Here is an 18,456-nt window from a genome sequence, read left to right on the forward strand (position 1 = left end):
GGAACCTTTTCCTATTTGCTATTCTTTCAATGCTTTCCCATTATGCAAGAGAGACTGGATACAACGAGGAAGCATGTCTTTTAACGTATCGAATGCATAGTCGATGTCCAGACGTTCTGTCCACTGATGGGCGTCACGTCCGACTGGACCGAGGTTCATGACAGGTACATCAAAAGCTTCGAGCTCTTGAAGCGGAATGGAGTAGCCGTTATCCCATAAAGGCATGTTCGCTACCAATGGCTTCATGGATGCCGCCGGATATTGGAGTCCGACGTAGCTTAAGTCAGAGATACCGCCAAAGTAGTTTTGTTTGACCAAATTGACCTGGTGCTGATCTCTGGCGTATGCTTTCATCTCTTCCATCGTTTGCTGGATCAGAGGATGATTGCGCGAGCTGACTGCCGGGTAAAACGGCGGAGCGAAGAACAAGATCATCATCGGCGACAGTTCTTTGCACAGAATCGCTAATTGATCCACCAGCTCGATCGTGGTGTCGCGATCGTCCTTGTCGCCGCGGTTGGCGATGACATCTGCTTCCAGCTGGCGCAGCTTTTCTTCCCCGTACGTTTTATTCGCATAGGCATACAGTTCTTCGTACGTCATGACGGAAATGGACAGATCGCGCGGGCTAAAAGGCGCAAAGTTGGCAAACTGGCTCGCGTGCTTGAGGTAGTTTTGCTTCATGCGCTCTGCGACATTTCTTGCGGATTCCAGCAGCGGCTCTACGACATCCTCCATTTGCTTTTCCAGCAGGAACAGGTTGAACAGTGTCACAGCACGATGCGGAATTTGCACAGAGTACTCTTTTTTCAGATCCTTTTGAATCAGGTTCGTCGGCGGAGGAGATGCTTCTCCCTCGACGACCTCGCAGAAGGATGTGTTCAGCTCCAGCTCACATGTAATTTGAGAGGCCATGTAATTGCCGTTTAACCCAGCAAAAGGCTCGCCGACATGTGTTTCTTTGCCGTAGCAGAGGAAGCCTGGCAGCACTTTTCCGATGGAGCCTGTGTACAAGTACGTATTCGTATCCCCTGGATAGCGCGTAAACATCGGCTCGGAGTTGAGCACGGTCGTGTAGCTCAGGTCGAACTCTTCGGCGATTTTCAACAGTGCTGGGACTGCTGCACGCATCCCGACAGAATTCACCTCTTCGTCAGGGACGGTCAGAAGCAAAATGTTGCCGTCGAACTCTCCCGCAATCGCTTGCTCAATCATCGACATGTGCAGCGTCAGTCCACACTTCATATCCATGGTGCCACGGCCAAACAGCCAGTTGCCGGTACGAATATCCTGTTGAACGTCTGCTGGCATATCCGCTTGGTTTTGCAGGAAGAGAGGAGTGAGGGTCTTCGGATCAAAAGCATGCTTCATCCAAGCACCGTAATCCTCGACATCGACCACATCAAAATGGCTGACGAGAATGACGGTGTCCCGTACACCTTCTTTTTTAACCAGAGCAGTGACAAAATGGCGCCCGTCCCCGGTCGGATTCGCACGCACATGATCGGGATTGGCTTGATAATAAGGCAGGGTACGCAGTTGATCGACGACGTAGCTAGGCAAGTCCTTCTCGGCAGCTGATCCTGTAATGCTTGGAATGCTTACCAAATTGCACAAGAGATCAACGAGCTGCTCTTTTGTTTGCCATTTTTGCATAAAAAACGCCTCCGTTTTCCGTATAGTGAAAACTGTTTCCGGTTAGTGGGCAAAAAAATTAAGGTAAGGCACCGATCTTGTGGGAAATTTCTTGGGCACTTTGTTGGGTTTGTTCAATGAGTGAGGACAAGAGTTGTTCGTTGATCCGATAGCTCGGAACACCGATACTCAAAGCGCCCACGACCTTTTGGTTGACACCGAAGATAGGAGCGGCAATGGATGCGGTACCCTCGGTTTTCTCACCGTAGCTGACTGCATAGCCGTTTTGTCTGATTTCTGGCAGTCGTTCTAACAGCTCGCGACGTTTTTCTGCATCCGGGATTAAATCGGTCACGATTTGCTCTGCTTCGGTCGGATTCATGCTGGCGAGAATCGTTTTGTTTGCCGCACCGATATGTAGCGGAATACGCTCGCCCAGATTATCCATGCTTCTGACAGACATGGGACCTTCCACTCGTTCGAGTACGATGGCATGAGAGCCCTGTGGAATGTTCAGATAGACGGTTTCTCGTACATCTGCTGCCAATCGCTCCATGACAGTTCGGGCGACAGCGCGCATGTCCATCTTGTCGAGGATACGCAGCCCGATTTCCATCCACGTATAGCCGACCTTGTACTGCTTGCTCTCAGGAACCTGGAGGATGAGTCCATGCTTGATGAGGCTGCTTATTAAACGGTGTACGGTACTTAGTGGCAGGTTCGTTTGTTCAGCAATTTCCGAGATGGACCAATGCTGCTTGTTTGGATCTGATACCAGGACGGAGATGATGCTCATCGCCCGGTCAATCGATTGTACCAACGTACGTTACCTCCTGGCTTTTTGTTGCATAGTGACTGCTTTTCGACTGTCACGCCAGCTTAATATGACCTCAATCTATCAGAATTTTTCAGCCGAATCAATATAATTTAGACCAGATAAAAATTCGTTGACAAAAAATTTGAAACTATTTTACATTAAGAGTGTAATTTTGTATTGCAGAAGCGATTCCACAATGCGGAATATTTCTGAGTGATTGCTCAGAGGAGAATGAATGCAACATGGTGGCGATGAACAAGCAAAAGTAGCAGAAGCGGAAGCGTTTACATGCTCGTTTCTCCGTCGCCCACTGTTAGACAAAAGCAAGATTCGAAAACAGAAGGGAGATCTATCATCATGAAATTTTCACGTGCGATTGTAAGAAAACCGGGAAATAGCTATGTAAATGGTTTGACGACTTCTGATTTGGGTACACCTGATTTTGAACTTGCTCTTAAACAGCATGCCGCTTATGTAGAAGCGCTGAAACAGACAGGTCTGGATGTAACCGTTCTGGAAGCGGACGAGCGTTTCCCGGATTCTACGTTTGTGGAAGATTCAGCTGTCCTCACGGAAAAGTGCGCCGTCATCACCAATCCCGGTGCAGAAAGCCGCAATGGTGAAATTGAGGATATGAAATTGGTGCTTCCTCGTTTCTATGACACGATTGAATATATTCAGGCCCCTGGCTTCCTCGATGGTGGAGACGTTATGCAAGTAGACAACCATTTTTATGTCGGTCTGTCGACACGCACGAATGAAGAAGGAGCGATCCAGTTCCGCGAGATTCTCTCCAAATACGGATATGAGGTCACGATTGTTCCACTGAAAGAGTTTTTCCACCTGAAAACAGGTATTGCCTACCTCGGCAATGACTTGCTGGTTCTGGCTGGGGAGTTCATCGATTCTGAAGTGTTTAGCCAATACAAGCATCTGATCGTGGAAAAAGAAGTTGAGTACTCTGCGAACTGCATCCATATCAACGACTACGTCATCATTCCAAAAGGCTTTGAGAGCACGAAAAAGCAAATCACTGACGCTGGCTACAACGTGATTGAGCTGGATATGTCTGAATTCCGTAAACAAGACGGAGGATTGAGCTGCCTGTCCCTGCGTTTCTAGCGCAGGCAGTTCTCTCCTCTTTTATAGACCCCTGATAGACCTCTTAATAAGCTGGTGAAAGAGAGGAATCATATGAACACTGGGAATGAAAGAGACACACAGCTAGAACGCTCCATGAAAAGTCGTCACATGTTTATGCTGTCGTTAGGTGGCGTGATCGGGACAGGGCTCTTCCTCAATGCTGGTTTCACGATCAATCAGGCTGGACCTGGCGGAGCGCTTGTCGCCTATATCATCGGCGGGATTTTACTGTATCTGGTCATGACGTGCCTGGGTGAGCTTTCTGTAAAAATGCCAGTAACAGGCTCTTTCCAAGCCTACGCCAGCAAGTATATTGATCCGGCGAGTGGGTTTACACTGGGATGGATGTATTGGCTAGGGTCAGCTACAACGGCCGGGGTAGAGTTTACTGCCGCGGGCATGGTTATGCAACGGTGGTTCCCGGATACACCGATCTGGATTTGGTGCGCGCTCTTTATCGTTTTGCTCTTTACCTTCAATGCGCTCACGACAAAAGGGTTTGCAGAAACCGAGTACTGGTTTGCCGGAATTAAAGTATTAGCCGTTCTTATTTTTATTATTGTCGGACTAGGTGCTATATTCGGTATTGTCAGTATGGAAGGTAGGCCAGCTCCGTTTCTCTCCAACTTCTCGGCAGATGGAGGACTATTCCCGTTTGGCATTGCGATCGTCTTTGTGACGATGATGAACGTCGTATTCTCTTATCAAGGCTCTGAACTGATCGGAATTGCAGCCGGGGAGGCAGAAGACCCGCAGAAGACCATTCCGCGGGCGATTCGCAACGTTGTGTTTCGCATTCTCGTGTTCTATGTGGCGTCAGTCACGATCTTGTCCGCACTCTTTCCATCGAGTGAGCTGGGACTCTTGGAGAGCCCGTTTGTGACGGTATTTGATGCAGTGGGGATTCCTTTTGCAGCGGATATCATGAACTTCGTTATCTTGACGGCTTTGTTGTCTGTCGGTAACTCATGCTTGTACGCAGCCACTCGCTTGTTGTGGTCCCTTTCCCATAGCAATATGGCGCATCCTGTTTTTGGGAAGTTGACCAAGCGTAAAGTGCCCTTGAACGCACTCTTGGCGACACTGGCGTTCTCGCTTCTGTCTCTGTTAACCAGCGTAGTTGCAGCGGATACGGTATACGTGCTGCTCATGTCTGTATCAGGTATTGCGGTTACCTTCACATGGATGGGAATTGCTCTCTCTCAGTTCAATTTCCGCCGTCAATACTTGCGTGAGGGTGGAAAAATAGAAGATTTACAGTTCGTCGCACCGTTTTACCCAGTGATGCCGCTCCTGTGTCTGGCGCTATGCACATTCATTCTGATCTTCCCGGCGTTTGACCCGACACAGCGAATTGGACTCTTCTACGGAATTGGTGCACTCGTGCTGTTCTATACCTTCTATTATGTGCGCTATGGACGCAAAAAGGCGCATCAACCGAATCTCCCAACGCAAGGCTAAGCCATCCTACTCAATAGAAAAATGCCCCTGCCATGATGATAGGGTCGGGGCATTTTTGTGGCGTAAGGTTTGTCTTCAGGAGATGTGGAATAGCTCGGCTAGATACGGGTTCACGAACATGCCGTCAGGATCGAGCTCAGAGCGAATGGCGAGGAAAGCGGGCAAGCGCGGATAGACCTGATGGAGCTGTTCGGCGGTCATGCTGTGCATTTTCCCCCAGTGTGGACGTCCGCCATATCGGGCGAAAATCTCCTCCATCCGGGCAAAGTATGCTTCGTACGGCATGCCCTTGTACATGTGGACGGCAATGAAGGCACTATCCCTTTCGTAAGCGGGACTGAGCCAGATGTCGTCCTTTTTGACGTACCGACATTCCAGCGGAAAATGAACGGAAAAGCCCTCCTGCTCAATCGCCTGACGCAGCTCCAGTATGGCATCGCCCATATCCTCAGCGGGTAGGCAGTATTCCATTTCGTAAAAACGAACAAGGCGAGGAGTGGCGAAAAGCTGATGGCTGTAGCCGCTCTCGTGGACAGAGGGAACGCTTTGGGCGGACAGCCTGCTGACGCTTTTGGTGAGAGAAGGGCGCAATCGGCAGCTCTCGGACAAGAGCCAAAACAGCCCATTTTCTACCACCATTTTTTTCAAATAGCTCCATCGTTGATTGCCGCTGGGGGGATCGTTGGTCTCGTTCATGAATTTCACCTGAACGGTATCCGAATACGGGAAGATAAAAAATTCGAAATGCCGATGCTCGGTTTTAAACGTCTCCAGAGAGGACAGGCACTCCTCTAGCTGCATGCGACGGCTTTGGTAGCGCAGGCGATAGGCTGGGAGGACACGCAGCTTGACGCGTACGATGATGCCCAAGAGACCAAGAGAGACTTGCATGGCTTTGAACAGCTCCGGCCGGGATTGCTCAGATACTTCCAAGACTTCGCCGGAGGCGGTCACGACTGTCAGCCCGACGACTTGCGTGGAGATGCTGCCAAAATGAATGCCTGTGCCATGCGTTCCGGTGCTGACGGCCCCTGCAATGGACTGGGCGTTAATGTCTCCGAGGTTTTCTTGGGAGTAGCCCGCTTGATGCAGGAGGTGTCCGAGTGTCTTGAGCTTGGTGCCTGCCCAGACTTCAACGGTATCAGAGGCAGGATCTACACTGACGATTCCTTGGAGATGATCCAGGGATAGCAAGCAATCTTCTGTCTGGACGAGCCGCGTGAAGGAATGGCCGGAGCCGACGACTCGAATCCGTGTACCTGCCTTTTGGCAAGCAAGGACATGCTGTACGACCTCATCTACGGACTCTGGCATCGCGATTTGCTTTGGCTGGCTTTGTACATTTCCTGTCCAATTGGTCCAGTGATTCGCGTGCTTCTTTACAGTGAGCATAATCCATCCCCCCGATAGGTGGTCACTTCCTCGATGATTTTCCCGCCAGAGATGCAATACAGCCGGGTAAAACGTTCGCAGAGCTCTCCTGCTTTGGCATGGCGGAAAAAGATCGGGTCTCCCAACTCCAGCGTTTCCATGCCTTGATAGTGGATCGGTGTCTGTACTTCACCTGCTCCTTCGTTGGGGAACAGCTTTGCTCCCGTTGGCAAGTAAGGCTTGGGGAGTCTGTCACGCCCAGCAGAACCAGAGGCGATGTAGCCTCCGCCGGCACATGTGTAGATATGCTCTGTGGGCTTGCGGATAATCTCCAGAGCAAATCCGGCAGCAGGATGAAACCGAAAATCTTGAAAGTAGTCAAAGAGCCCAGGCGAAAAAAATCCGGAGCCTGCTGTCACCTCTGTAACAGCGTCTTCTTTCCCGGTCAAGTGCAAGCTGCCCGTTCCTCCACCGTTTACGAAGCGCAGAGAAATGCCTAGCTCGCGAATGGCATGCACCAGTGTGGCACGTCGAGCAGCCACTTCTTTCACGGAATATTGCTTGAGGAGACGAATGATGCTGTTTTTCAGGAATTGACGAGGGTATCGATCACCTACGCCAGCAATTTGAGCTTCGTACCCCATGACACCATCTAGGTAGAGATGATCGGAGGAAGCAACGCGCTTGGCAAGGGAGAGGGACGCCTCGAGAGAGCGAAGAGGAGAGCGCCAGACGCCGAAATGCAGCCCCAACACATCAGACGACATGTCGATATCGAGACAGACCGGCAGTTTGGTTCCTGTTTCCCGGGCGATTTGTTCGAGCTGTTCGACATGAGGGAGAGAGTCGATCATCAAAGTAATGGAGCGTCCATTTTTAATCTCAGAGGCGATGGACAAAAGCCAGCTTTTTTCCCAGAGGGGATAGCCAAGTAGCAGGTCATCGAAGCCTGCCTCGCACAGGTGAAGCACCTCAGGAGCGGAATAGCACATGAGACCACGAAAGCAATCGTCCAACTGCAATATATGTTTGAGAATGGCAACGCTTCGGATCGACTTGCTCGCGATTCGAACGGGTTTTCCATTGCTTTGCAAACTGATTTGCTCCGCATTTTCCTCCAGCAGATCTAGGTCGACGAAAGCGAACGGCTTGGGAACACCGGCAAAGGCAGACTGATAATAGCGATAATCCCGCATGTACTGGCCTCATCCTTTTTTGGAAAAATAATGATCAAAAAATATTTCTTAAAATTCTTTCTATTCTATTCGTTTGTGATTGATTCCTTCCTGAGCAGATGAGCGTCATATATAGAAATAACGAATGTCCGTTTTTAAATGTTCGGATTTTGGTGTATTAGCGGATTGTAAAGGCATGTTTACGATAAAAATAACTTTAAAAGACGAATAAATAGGCTGTTTTCGGTTGACTTGATTCACCTTATAAGCTACTATACATATTGTTGTGAAGAACAACACAGGCTTGACGAATGAAATAGTGATTTGTATTCGTATATCCTCAGAAATATGGTTTGAGGGTCTCTACAGGGAACCGTAAATTCCCGGCTACGAATAGGGCAGGTTTGGTATACCCTATTCGTCGGCCGGGAATTTTTTGCATTTTTTTGGGGAGGGAACGAAATGAACAAGTATGATGTGATCGTTGTAGGAGCAGGACCAGCAGGGATTTTTACATGCTACGAGGTAATGCGAAAAGCACCAAATGCCAAGGTGCTGTTGATTGATAAAGGGCATGACATCTATAGCAGACGCTGTCCGATCTTGGAAGAAAAGATCAAGCTCTGCCCGCCGCCAGCAGGAAAAAAAGAATTCGCAGGCTGTTTGCCGGCCTGTTCGATTACCAGTGGTTTTGGTGGAGCAGGCGCCTATAGCGATGGCAAATTTAACATCACCACCGAATTTGGCGGTTGGATGACAGACTATCTCAGCCCTTCCACTGTACTTGGGCTGATCAAATACGTAGATGAAATCAATTTGGAGCATGGGGCTACCCACTCGATTACGGACCCGACCACAGAGACGATCAAGAGCATCGAGCAGCGCGGCTATGCAGCAGGACTCAAGCTGTTGCGAGCACAGGTACGTCACTTGGGAACGGAGCAAAACCTGGAGATTCTCCAGTCGATCTTCGAGCATTTGAAAAAGCATGTCGACATGATGTTCAAGACGGAGGTCGAGGACATCATTACGGTGAAAGAAGCAGACGGACATCAGGTAAAAGGTGTCGTCTTGAAAAACGGCCAAGAGTATGAAGCTGATTACGTGGTAATCGGACCAGGACGCGATGGCTCCGCTTGGTTGACGGATATCCTGAAAAAGCGTCGCCTGAAAATGTACAACAATCAAGTCGACGTAGGCGTACGTGTGGAGACGTCCGATGTCGTCATGCGCGAAATCAATGAACACTTGTACGAAGGAAAATTCATTTTCAATACATCTGTCGGAACGCGTGTACGGACGTTTTGCAGCAATCCATCCGGTCACGTAGTCGTGGAAAACCATAGTGGAGTGATGGCAGCAAACGGGCACTCTTACAAAGACCCAGCGCTGGGCTCGATGAATACGAACTTTGCGCTCTTGGTATCGCATACGTTTACAGAGCCGTTTGATAAGCCGAATGAGTACGCGAGAGAAATTTGCAAGCGAGCGAATGATCTGTCAAACGGTGGGGTCATCGTACAAAAGTACGGCGATATCTTGCGCGGTCGCCGTTCTACTGAGTCGCGTATTAAGGAAGGCTTCCTGGAGCCTACTCTGAAGGAAGCGGTACCGGGTGATTTGGGACTCGTGTTGCCTTACAACACGATGAAAAGTTTGATCGAGATGGTGGAAGCTCTGGACAAGGTAACACCGGGAATTGCCTCCGAGCACACATTGTTCTACGGAGTGGAAGCAAAATTCTACTCGGCACGTCCGAAACTGACGGAGGAATTCGAAACAGAAATCAAGGGATTGTTCTGTGGCGGGGATGGTGCCGGAATTACACGTGGTCTGGCACAGGCCGGAGCTGCTGGGGTCTGGATGGCTCGCAATATCGCGAAACGCATGCAATAACGAATACGATCAGAACAAATAGGCTTCTTGCTGGGCACGAGTGTGCTTGGTGGGGAGCCTTTTTGCATGACAGAACAACATCAGGAAAGTGATGGTCCCGATGTCACGAGGAACTAGGCAGAAGCGTATTGTATAGAAGGGCCAATAATCAAACCACGACCTTTTGTTGGCATGGAGGTATCTATGTTTTTTTGTGATGAGAATGACGATACCGCTGTAATAGCACTTTGGATCATTTCGATTGGCTTTGTCATACTCGCCATCGATAAAACAACCAGATTAAGTCAAAAGCCTGCCTGCGACAAGGAGAAGTTGATGCAGCCGCTCATTCAATTGAACAAGCAAATCAATGGGAAGAATAAGAATGGCAATGACAATGATGAAGATATGCAATTCAAACGAATTGAACAGCAAATTGCTCAATTACGAGACAGTATACAAGATATAAAGAAGAATTTACAGGAGGAACCATCCAAAAACGGAGGGAAGAAGAATGATCGAAAAAAATCTGGCGAATGAGCTGGTAGCAGTAGGCGGGTGGATCGCAGTTTTGGGTGCCTTCCTAGCTGCTATAGGCTCGACTGGACAGGTGGAACCAGACCAGGATACTTCTACAGCGAAAGAGGTAAATGACAAAGAATCAAATGATTTGAAAAAACAAGTGCTGCAACAGAAAAAACAATTGCAAAAGCAACAGATACAGCTTGAACTGATTCAATTGGAACAAGAGCTCAACACCATCATCCATAGCTCAAGGAAAAATGGCTAACAAAAAATGACTTCACCAAACTGCTTTTGGGAGAAGTCATTTTTTACTTGCTACAATGGCTGCAAATTATCGTTCATTTTCTTCAGTACGCGGTTAAAGATAGCGAGTTCTGCTTCGTCAAGGCCGCGGAGTGCCAGTTCCTCTTGCTCTTTGGCAGCTTCCAGCCATTCCGGGAACCGTTCGACTGCTTGCGGAGACAAGGACACATAGCGCTCACGCTTGTCATCACCCTCTGAGCGAATAATCCAGCCCATCTCTTCCAATCGGGTGAGTGTCCGGGTAATCGTTGGCGCTTCCACATTCAGGTAGTTACTCAATTGAACCTGGGTGAGCGATTCACGGTAATGCAAGCAAAGGATAATCCCCCATTGCGAACTGTATAATCCCATGGGAGACATAGTCCCATTTAACGATTTACTGAATATTCTTGCGGTTTGGCTAATTCGATGACCATAATATTGCATGAATATATACCTCCAGGAAAGCTGGTTCGATATATCGTACACTTTATTGCTTAAGTAAATATGTACAATAACATACTAGCAGTTCCAGACATATAAGTAAACGTTTATTCGATGGCGAAATAATGGATTTTCTGACACAAATAGAATCAGGCGAGTGTCATGGAAGAAGACACTCACCTGGCTGAAAAATATGGTGATGCATTAATCTGCGGATAAGATACTCAACGGTCCTTTTTCATTGATGAGTGGTTCCAGTTCATAAACCGAAATGGGGAACATGGGGAAACCGACGTAGTAAGGCGTAATTTCGTACAACTGGAAGTAGATGACCAGTGCTTTGTCGGCTAGGTAATAATCTTGATCTGGCTTAATCGAAGTAAAGCCATTGAGTGTGGGGATGCTTCTTTCTTTGATTTGACGCTTGATGTTTTCAGAAATCACCTTGACGTAATCGCTTCCTGGCTTGAATAATTCACGCAGCGTATACAGCTTGCCTGTTTGGATATCTGCGGTGATTGACCCGAGAAAGGTCATGCCGTGAGCCATTTGCGGTGTGTAGGCGTAGTTGCTCAACACGACACTGAAAATGCCGCGTTCGTTTGTCTTGATTTCGTAGCTTCCTTGCATTTCTGTATTTCCCGGTACCTGGACCCGTTGCTGCTCGTGAATTAAGCCTTGAACCGTTTGATAAATCGCCCGGTTGATATCTTTTTCCGCTTGCTGGTTGGCTAGGCCTGCCAATTGCGGGTAGTAAATGGTGGTGTTCGGACGGCTAATTGTCCGTGTCAGCACGGTAGCTGGCAATTGATTGAGTTCCACTTTTCTCCGTTTGCCTCCTGTACGTGTGAGTTGTGTAATAGCCTATTCGAAATTGTTTTTGGCTGTTCTCACTTTTTTCACAAATTTGGCAAAGGTTTGGCTATATAATGGGGAAAGAATCCGATACATAAGTAAAAAGGAAAAGGGGGGCAATTATGATTCAATTGATTCGCAATACCTTGACTGACAAAGAAGGCTTTATGATTTTCATCCTATGGAATCATTTGTGGATGGCGGGACTCATTGCCTACCAAGTGGATGTGAACTTCTGGAAAGTGACGTCCTTGGGATTGCTGGTCACTTTAATTGTTTCGCCGTATTATTTCATTCGCAGAGATAGTCATGTCATTCGTTATCTGGTAGCAATCGGACTTATGTTTTATGCTATTTCCTTCGATCACTTTACCGATTACCAGGAGGTTACCTTCCTCGCCTTTATCGTCATGGGCTTTTTGGCAGCCTATTTGGACTGGAAGCTGGTAGTTACAGCGGGAATTGCCCAAATCATCGTTACGATTGTTGGATTTTATACGGGAACCTACGAGATTTTCGAAGGTGATTTTTCGGAGCTCAATTTGCTTATGCGTATTGTCACGATTCTCATGATGATGGGAGCCGTCACGTATCTATGTCTCGCCGGACAAGCCTCCTTGCGAAAAGCTGATGACGCAAGGCAGGAAGCGGAAGAGAAGGAGCGCCGTCTGGGAGAAATGCTTTTGAACATCCAGCAAATGACGGAACAGCTGGATCGTACAAGCGATCATGTGCATGAGCATGCGGAAGGTACGAAGCGCAATACAGATGAAATGATGGTGGCCTTTAAGGAAGTCGCTACAGGTATGGAATCGCAGGCGAATTCTACGGTGAAAATCGAAGAAGAGGTTCAATCCATCGACCAGGAAATCGAGGCAGTCACAACACAGACCAACGCAATGAAAACGGAATCGCAACAAAACAACCGTCGTCTGATAGAAAGCGTTCAGATGATGAACGAGCTGTCCTCGCAGATGGAGCAAATAGTGCAGGCAGTCAATGTAGCAGCCTCCACGATTCACCAGCTCAATCGGCAGGCGAACCGTGTAGAGGAAATTGTTGGCGCTATTAATCAGATCGCGACACAAACGAATCTCTTGGCGCTCAATGCGGCGATTGAATCGGCGCGTGCAGGCGAACATGGACGGGGATTTGCTGTTGTAGCGGATGAGGTACGCAAGCTGGCAGAACAAAGCGCGACAGCTACGCAGGAAATTACCGACATTCTGAAATCACTCCACCAGGAAAGTGAGAATGCGGTGCAGCATATGAGCAATGGGGAAACGTCTGTCGCAAAAGGCCAAGAACTGGCCGTGAAAACAGTGGCCTCCATCGAAGCAGTGCGTGCCGGGATGATGGCCTTCCTGCAAGCAGCTGATCAAGTAAGCTCCAGCATGGACCGGGTAAAAGTGCGTTCCGGAGAAGTTGCCATCGAGATGTCGACCATTACAGCCGTAACCGAGGAATCGGTAGCCAACTTAGAAGAGCTGTTTGCGACAGCAGAAAACCAGCATCAAAAAGTACGTGAGATTACGGAAGAGCTGGGCGAGCTGAATACGTTGTCTCATCGTCTCCAGCAAACCTTTCACGTAAATTAAAGGTTGTTTAAAAAGTCGTATTTTGATCACGAAGTAGTTCTGAAAGCTGATTCGGCATCGAAATTGACGTTCACCTTCGAAGTCCGGTGCTCATGTAGGTCTCCTACACTCCGCTCCTCCTTCTTCAGGTTCTCGCCAATTTCTCGATGCTGAAAAGACGACTTTTTAAACTTATATTCACTTTTAGAAGTGTTTGGAATTGAGAAAAAAGAATTGCATTTTCGAACCGTTCTGCTAGAATGAATTCCATTGTAACTAAATATATTCAGCTACCTTATCAAGAGCGGCGGAGGGACTGGCCCGATGATGCCCGGCAACCACTGATCATGTCTATGCATGAACAGAAAGGTGCCAATTCCTGCAAAACCTGTACCATGGTTTTGACAGATGAGGAAGAGAACGGCTACGTACGCAAACTCTTCCTCCGGGAAGAGTTTTTTTGTTGTATTTGTAAAAGGGGAGGGGTAAATAAACGAACGATAAATTAATTTTATAAGATAATATTCGTAAATAGTATTGAAAAAATGGGTAAAAAGCCGTACATTACCTAATAGGATAAAGAAAAACGTAAAGTTCGGATAGGGAGAGATACATCATGAAGAAGTTATTGCTGGCTTTAACGACATTCGCAGTATTGGCAACAGGGTGCTCGACTGGCACAAGCGTACCGGCAGATCAGCCAGGAGGACAAGCAGCAGGACAAGAGGGCGCGGACAAAAAGCGAATTGCCTTGATTTTGCCCGAGAAAATTGGTGTGAACCCGTTCTTTCAACAAATGGATGAGGGTGCAAAGAAAGCCGCACAAGAGCTGGGCGCAGAAGTGAAAACGATTGAATCTACGGACCATGGAGCGATTGAAGAGAATCTGCGCGTGGCTGTTGCAGAAAATTATGATTTGATCATCACTTCTTCCTTTACATCAGAGGATGCATTGAAAAAAGTAGCAACCGAAAATCCTGACCGTAATTTTGCGATTATTGATACCGTAGTGGATTTGCCAAACGTTCGCAGTGTTACCTTCCGCGAGCAGGAAGCGGCTTACCTGGTGGGAGCAGCAGCAGGTCTGGCAACGAAAACGAACAAAGTAGGTATGGTTGTCGCTCTCGATATTCCACAGTTGAAAAAATGGACAGTCGGCTTCGAAGAGGGCTTGAAAGCGACGAATCCAAAGGCAGAACTGATGGTCAACTATGTAGGAAGCTTCACTGACCCGGCAAAAGCGAAGGAATTGGCTTTGCTCCAAGCTTCCAAAGGCGCTGACTTCATTAACGGTGCAGCAGCTGTAGGCGACCTCGGCGTTTTCGAAGCGGCGAAGGAAAAAGGCTTCTTCACAGCAGGTCAGGACGTTGACCGTACGACGATCGATCCAGAGCATATCGTTCTGTCCCAATTGAAAGGGACCGACGCGGCAGCTTATGAAACCGTGAAGAACTTTGTAGAAGGAACGTTCAAACCAGGTGTTGTTGCGTACGGCTTGAAAGAAAAAGGTGTTGGCGTAACCTATGTCACGCACGAAAGCAAAACGCCTCTGAACGCTTTTATTGGACAAGAAGTCGTGGATAAAGTGAAAGCGATCAGTGATGAGATAGTAGCAGGCACCCGCCAAGTACCAGACAAGTTCTAATAAGGTAGTTCGGTGCTGAAAAGCTAACTTTTTGAACAATTATTTAAAGCTTGTGCACAGTGATGGATGTGACCGACTACGGCTGTGTAGTCGGTCTTCCATTTTCATAAAAGGACGTACAGAAATGAGGGAGTGGGAATGACCGATCGCTTGGAAATGAGGGCCATGACCAAGAAGTACGGAGATTTTACCGCCAACGACAAGGTGTCGTTCTCACTGGCAGCAGGAGAAGTCCACGCGATTGTCGGGGAAAATGGAGCGGGCAAAACGACACTGATGCGGATGCTGTACGGGATGGAGCAGCCGACGTCGGGAGAGATCGTGTTAAACGGAAAGCCAGTTGTTTTTCGCGGACCAGAGGACGCGATTCGAAATGGAATCGGGATGGTTCACCAGCACTTTATGCTCTTCGGAGAATTCAGTGTGACTGAAAATATCGTGATCGGCTACGAGCCGAAACAAGCGGGTTTTTTCAAAAGAAATGACGCGGAGGACAAGGTGCGTGCGCTTAGTGAGCAGTATCGCATTCCGATTCATCCGCAGACCAAGGTAGCGAATTGCTCGATTGGGGAACAGCAACGGGTCGAAATTCTTAAGGTCCTGTATCAAGGAGCGGATATTATCGTGCTGGACGAGCCTACCGCTGTACTTACTCCGCTGGAGGTACGCGACCTGCTGCAAACGATTCGAAACCTGGCAGAGAGTGGCAAGAGCGTCATTTTGATTACACATAAGTTGCAGGAAGTCATGGAGGTAGCCGATCGTATTACGGTACTGCGCGGAGGCAAAGTGACGGGAACGGTTTCGCGGAATGAGACAAATGCAGATGATTTGGCAAGATTGATGGTTGGACGTGAATTGCAGGAGCTAGCTGAGCGAGTTCCTCTGGATAAAGGCCCCTTGTTGCAGGTGGAGAATCTCACGGTTCGAGAAAAGCAGACTCTGCTCGATCAAGTCAGCTTTACCGTGCATCACGGGGAAATCGTAGGAATTGCAGGTGTTTCCGGGAATGGTCAATCCGAGCTGCTCCAAGCAATCAGTGGTTTGCGTGCGGCACAGGAGGGTACGGTGCGGTTAGGCGGCAAAGATGTGACGAATAAATCAGTAGCCACCATTCGGGATGCCGGCTTGGCGCATATTCCGGAGGATCGTTACCTGTGGGGAACGGCCAAACTCTCAAGCGTCGAGGAAAATGCGTTGATGGGCTATCAGCGAAAGCCTGCTTACAACCGCCGAGGCGTCGTTTTGCGGGAGAAATTCCGCCAAGTCGTAAAAGGCTGGGTTGAGCAGTTTGCCATCAAGACTGGCTCTCGACAATTGCAGGAGCTGGCAGGGAATCTGTCAGGTGGAAATTTGCAAAAGCTGATCGTAGCAAGGGAGCTGGGACATGAAACCCCGTTTTTGATTGCGGCTGAGCCTACGCGAGGGGTGGATATCGGTGCCATGGAGTACATCCATCAGGCGCTGATTGAAAAGCGCAATCAGGGAGACGGGATCTTGCTCGTCTCCTCCGAGTTGTCCGAAATTCTCGTCTTGTCTGACAGGGTTTTGGTCATGTATAAAGGGCGAATCGCTGGAGAGCTTTCACGCCTGGAGGCAACCGAAGAAAAAATCAGCGTGATCATGGCGGGGGGAAGCATTCATGGCAGCAATCAAAGAACTATCTAAGTCATTGGTTCAGCCGTTCTTGGCTGTCGTCATCGGTTTGTTGACCGGGGCGCTGGTCATTGCTGCAGTTGGCGAATCGATCTTGGGCACCTACCAGGAAATGTGGAAAGGGGCCTTTGGTAGTTTTTATTTCTTTACGTCTACATTAGCGAGAGCCACGCCTATCATGCTGATTGCCTTGGGTCTTTCCCTCGCATTTCGGGCAGGAGTATTCAATCTTGGGGCGGAAGGGCAAATGGTGCTGGGTGCCGTCAGTGCTGCGTTAGTTGCGATCTACTTGCCAGCACCGGGAATGATCAAAATTGTGGCGGGTATTTTCGCAGGGATGGCAGTCGGTGGGTTCTGGGCGTTGTTGCCAGGCTTTATGGAAGCCCGCTTTCGTATTCCGTTGCTCATCTCTACGTTGCTTTTCAACTATATCGCGGTATTGTTTGCGAGCTATCTCGTGACAGAGCCATTCCGGGATCGCTCGGGTTCTGCGGCACTGGCACAGACCGTCATGCTGGAGAAAAGCGCTTGGCTTCCGAAGCTGTTTGCCGGGATGAGCGTGCATGCAGGGTTTTTGTTTGCGATCGTTGCAGCGCTGCTGTTGTTCTGGGTACTTCGTTTTACGCCTTTTGGCTATGAAGTGAAGATGCTGGGTCAAAACTCGCTGTTTGCTCAATACGGAGGAATTAATCGCATTCGGGTGATGCTGACCGGGATGTTTGCCAGTGGTGGACTGGCTGGCTTGGCGGGAACCGTAGAGGTAATGGGGGCGCACTATCGTTTTGTTGACGGTGCCCTGACCGTACCAGGATTCGCCTGGACGGGGCTGATGGCCGCTCTGCTTGCGAACTCGCACCCGCTTGGCATCATTGTGACTTCGATCCTGCTTGCTGCTTTTCAGACAGGAGCCATGGGTGTAGAGCGCAATACGGATGTGCCGCTGGAGCTGGCAAGTGTTATACAAGCCGTATTGATATTGTTCATCTCCGCCAAGTTCAGCTACGACTGGTGGAAAAAGCGGAAGGCAAAAGGAGGGGAATCGCATGGAGCTATTTGATTGGTCCCTCCTCAGTTCTACCATTCGGATGGTCACGCCGATCTTGTTGGCAGCTTTGGGTGGAGCGCTCTGCGCACGTGTCGGAATTTTTAATGTTGGCTTGGAGGGATTGGTACTGGTCGGTGCCTTTTCCGCGATCGTCGGCAATCATTTTACCGGGAATCTCTTTCTGGCCGTTTTGATTGCAGCGCTGGTCAGCATTGTCTTTTCTCTCTTATTCGCGTACATGACGATCAAGCTTAGGGCGAATGAAATCGTCGTCGGTGTGGCGATTAACTTTCTCGCGCTGGGGTTGACGACATTTGCACTGCGGGCGATCTTCGGTGTCAAAGGGGCGTTTTACGATAAGGATATGGTTGGCTTGCCAACCGTCGAGATTCCTTTTATTCACGATATTCCAGTCATCGGAGGCATTGTCTCTGGTCATTCGCCGCTCGTGTATTTTGCGTTTTTGGCTGCCATTCTGTTGTATGTGTTCTTTTATCGGACGGTTACGGGCTTCCGCGTCCTCGCAGTTGGTCTGAATCCCGTTGCGGCACGCAGTCTCGGTCTGAAAGTGACGGGACTTCAGATGCTGGCGATTGTGATGAGTGGCGCATTGTGCGGGATTGCAGGGGCACAGCTTTCACTGGGGCAAGTCACGATGTTTACAGAAGGAATGACGGCTGGCCGGGGCTTTATCGCATTGGTAGCGATGATGATGGGGCAGTCGCATCCACTCGGTATTTTGGCTTCGAGCTTTTTGTTCGGGTTGATGGATGCCCTTAGTATTCGGTTGCAGGGCTTTTCGCTTCCGACCCAGTTCACTGCCATGCTGCCATACGTGCTGACGATTGTGGCGATGTTCTTCTTGAAAAACAAGAGTCAGATCGGCAGCGACAATCAGCAGAGCACCCGTTAAACACAGGTCATATAGACAGCGAAGACAAGGGGAAATG

The 18,456-nt window shown here is 48.9% G+C and carries 16 protein-coding genes and 2 riboswitches; of the genes, 10 read left to right on the top strand and 6 right to left on the bottom strand.

Features of this window, described 5'->3' with window-relative positions; translation table 11 throughout:
* Positions 1 to 18 precede the first annotated feature (18 nt).
* Complete coding sequence (locus HPY28_RS14640) at positions 19 to 1,656, bottom strand: M20/M25/M40 family metallo-hydrolase (protein ID WP_174230822.1); 1,638 nt, start codon at positions 1,654 to 1,656, stop codon at positions 19 to 21.
* A 58-nt stretch (positions 1,657 to 1,714) separates the two neighbouring features.
* On the bottom strand, positions 1,715 to 2,455 hold the full coding sequence (locus tag HPY28_RS14645; protein ID WP_069851198.1) for an IclR family transcriptional regulator: 741 nt from the start codon (positions 2,453 to 2,455) through the stop codon (positions 1,715 to 1,717).
* Positions 2,456 to 2,809: 354 nt separating this feature from the next.
* Here HPY28_RS14645 and HPY28_RS14650 point away from each other — a divergent pair, with 354 nt between their 5' ends.
* Together HPY28_RS14650 and HPY28_RS14655 are read left to right on the top strand one after the other, a co-directional pair.
* Positions 2,810 to 3,574 carry a dimethylarginine dimethylaminohydrolase family protein gene (locus tag HPY28_RS14650; protein ID WP_106834715.1) on the top strand — a complete coding sequence of 255 codons (765 nt, stop codon included), beginning with the start codon at positions 2,810 to 2,812 and terminating at the stop codon, positions 3,572 to 3,574.
* Between the two features lie 72 nt (positions 3,575 to 3,646).
* A complete protein-coding gene (locus HPY28_RS14655) occupies positions 3,647 to 5,056 on the top strand; it encodes an amino acid permease (protein WP_174230823.1) in 1,410 nt (469 codons plus the stop codon).
* A gap of 75 nt (positions 5,057 to 5,131) precedes the next feature.
* Here HPY28_RS14655 and HPY28_RS14660 read toward each other — a convergent pair whose 3' ends face one another.
* Both HPY28_RS14660 and HPY28_RS14665 read right to left on the bottom strand, forming a co-directional pair.
* Positions 5,132 to 6,448, bottom strand: coding sequence for a D-arabinono-1,4-lactone oxidase (locus tag HPY28_RS14660; protein WP_174230824.1), 1,317 nt, complete (start codon positions 6,446 to 6,448; stop codon positions 5,132 to 5,134).
* A complete protein-coding gene (locus HPY28_RS14665; RefSeq protein ID WP_017252484.1) occupies positions 6,436 to 7,623 on the bottom strand; it encodes an amino acid deaminase/aldolase in 1,188 nt (395 codons plus the stop codon). Before HPY28_RS14665 ends, HPY28_RS14660 begins: the two co-directional genes overlap by 13 nt.
* 289 nt (positions 7,624 to 7,912) lie before the next feature.
* Positions 7,913 to 8,012, top strand: a riboswitch (purine riboswitch).
* A gap of 52 nt (positions 8,013 to 8,064) precedes the next feature.
* Between HPY28_RS14665 and HPY28_RS14670 the strand changes: the two genes are divergently transcribed.
* From HPY28_RS14670 to HPY28_RS14680, 3 genes are all read left to right on the top strand, one after another.
* A complete protein-coding gene (locus HPY28_RS14670; RefSeq protein WP_017252483.1) occupies positions 8,065 to 9,498 on the top strand; it encodes an NAD(P)/FAD-dependent oxidoreductase in 1,434 nt (477 codons plus the stop codon).
* 183 nt (positions 9,499 to 9,681) lie between these two features.
* Entirely contained in the window at positions 9,682 to 10,017 is a 336-nt protein-coding gene (locus HPY28_RS14675; RefSeq protein WP_017252482.1) for a hypothetical protein, read from the top strand.
* Entirely contained in the window at positions 9,992 to 10,267 is a 276-nt protein-coding gene (locus tag HPY28_RS14680; protein ID WP_174230825.1) for a hypothetical protein, read from the top strand. The genes HPY28_RS14675 and HPY28_RS14680 overlap by 26 nt, the downstream gene beginning before the upstream one ends.
* A gap of 50 nt (positions 10,268 to 10,317) precedes the next feature.
* Here the strand turns inward: HPY28_RS14680 and HPY28_RS14685 are convergent, their stop codons facing one another.
* Together HPY28_RS14685 and HPY28_RS14690 are read right to left on the bottom strand one after the other, a co-directional pair.
* Positions 10,318 to 10,731 carry a MarR family winged helix-turn-helix transcriptional regulator gene (locus HPY28_RS14685; RefSeq protein WP_007720039.1) on the bottom strand — a complete coding sequence of 138 codons (414 nt, stop codon included), beginning with the start codon at positions 10,729 to 10,731 and terminating at the stop codon, positions 10,318 to 10,320.
* Between the two features lie 201 nt (positions 10,732 to 10,932).
* A complete protein-coding gene (locus HPY28_RS14690; RefSeq protein WP_017252478.1) occupies positions 10,933 to 11,550 on the bottom strand; it encodes a DUF3298 and DUF4163 domain-containing protein in 618 nt (205 codons plus the stop codon).
* 155 nt (positions 11,551 to 11,705) lie between these two features.
* On the opposite strand from HPY28_RS14690, the gene HPY28_RS14695 reads away from it, so the two are divergent.
* From HPY28_RS14695 to HPY28_RS14715, 5 genes are all read left to right on the top strand, one after another.
* The gene (locus HPY28_RS14695) at positions 11,706 to 13,181 is read left to right on the top strand and encodes a methyl-accepting chemotaxis protein (RefSeq protein ID WP_174230826.1); all 1,476 of its coding nucleotides are present in this window, start codon (positions 11,706 to 11,708) and stop codon (positions 13,179 to 13,181) included.
* Between the two features lie 271 nt (positions 13,182 to 13,452).
* Positions 13,453 to 13,575, top strand: a riboswitch (SAM riboswitch).
* A gap of 201 nt (positions 13,576 to 13,776) precedes the next feature.
* Positions 13,777 to 14,805 (top strand): BMP family lipoprotein, encoded by a 1,029-nt coding sequence (locus HPY28_RS14700; RefSeq protein ID WP_017252476.1) that lies wholly within the window; start codon positions 13,777 to 13,779, stop codon positions 14,803 to 14,805.
* Between the two features lie 138 nt (positions 14,806 to 14,943).
* Positions 14,944 to 16,473, top strand: coding sequence for an ABC transporter ATP-binding protein (locus HPY28_RS14705; RefSeq protein ID WP_174230827.1), 1,530 nt, complete (start codon positions 14,944 to 14,946; stop codon positions 16,471 to 16,473).
* A complete protein-coding gene (locus HPY28_RS14710) occupies positions 16,448 to 17,518 on the top strand; it encodes an ABC transporter permease (RefSeq protein ID WP_174230828.1) in 1,071 nt (356 codons plus the stop codon). Before HPY28_RS14705 ends, HPY28_RS14710 begins: the two co-directional genes overlap by 26 nt.
* A complete protein-coding gene (locus HPY28_RS14715) occupies positions 17,505 to 18,419 on the top strand; it encodes an ABC transporter permease (RefSeq protein ID WP_017252473.1) in 915 nt (304 codons plus the stop codon). Before HPY28_RS14710 ends, HPY28_RS14715 begins: the two co-directional genes overlap by 14 nt.
* Positions 18,420 to 18,456 lie beyond the last annotated feature (37 nt).

This window comes from Brevibacillus sp. HB1.2 (assembly GCF_013332495.1).
Taxonomy (GTDB): Bacteria; Bacillota; Bacilli; order Brevibacillales; family Brevibacillaceae; genus Brevibacillus; species Brevibacillus porteri.

Excerpts from the sequence above, each read along its gene's own strand:
- HPY28_RS14655 (WP_174230823.1), top strand. The coding sequence starts at position 3,647 with ATGAACACTGGGAATGAAAGAGACACACAGCTAGAACGCTCCATGAAA.
- HPY28_RS14650 (WP_106834715.1), top strand. The coding sequence starts at position 2,810 with ATGAAATTTTCACGTGCGATTGTAAGAAAACCGGGAAATAGCTATGTA.
- HPY28_RS14685 (WP_007720039.1), bottom strand. The coding sequence starts at position 10,731 with ATGCAATATTATGGTCATCGAATTAGCCAAACCGCAAGAATATTCAGT.
- HPY28_RS14695 (WP_174230826.1), top strand. The coding sequence starts at position 11,706 with ATGATTCAATTGATTCGCAATACCTTGACTGACAAAGAAGGCTTTATG.
- HPY28_RS14670 (WP_017252483.1), top strand. The coding sequence starts at position 8,065 with ATGAACAAGTATGATGTGATCGTTGTAGGAGCAGGACCAGCAGGGATT.
- HPY28_RS14700 (WP_017252476.1), top strand. The coding sequence starts at position 13,777 with ATGAAGAAGTTATTGCTGGCTTTAACGACATTCGCAGTATTGGCAACA.
- HPY28_RS14665 (WP_017252484.1), bottom strand. The coding sequence starts at position 7,623 with ATGCGGGATTATCGCTATTATCAGTCTGCCTTTGCCGGTGTTCCCAAG.
- HPY28_RS14710 (WP_174230828.1), top strand. The coding sequence starts at position 16,448 with ATGGCAGCAATCAAAGAACTATCTAAGTCATTGGTTCAGCCGTTCTTG.
- HPY28_RS14640 (WP_174230822.1), bottom strand. The coding sequence starts at position 1,656 with ATGCAAAAATGGCAAACAAAAGAGCAGCTCGTTGATCTCTTGTGCAAT.
- HPY28_RS14715 (WP_017252473.1), top strand. The coding sequence starts at position 17,505 with ATGGAGCTATTTGATTGGTCCCTCCTCAGTTCTACCATTCGGATGGTC.
- HPY28_RS14660 (WP_174230824.1), bottom strand. The coding sequence starts at position 6,448 with ATGCTCACTGTAAAGAAGCACGCGAATCACTGGACCAATTGGACAGGA.
- HPY28_RS14675 (WP_017252482.1), top strand. The coding sequence starts at position 9,682 with ATGTTTTTTTGTGATGAGAATGACGATACCGCTGTAATAGCACTTTGG.
- HPY28_RS14680 (WP_174230825.1), top strand. The coding sequence starts at position 9,992 with ATGATCGAAAAAAATCTGGCGAATGAGCTGGTAGCAGTAGGCGGGTGG.
- HPY28_RS14705 (WP_174230827.1), top strand. The coding sequence starts at position 14,944 with ATGACCGATCGCTTGGAAATGAGGGCCATGACCAAGAAGTACGGAGAT.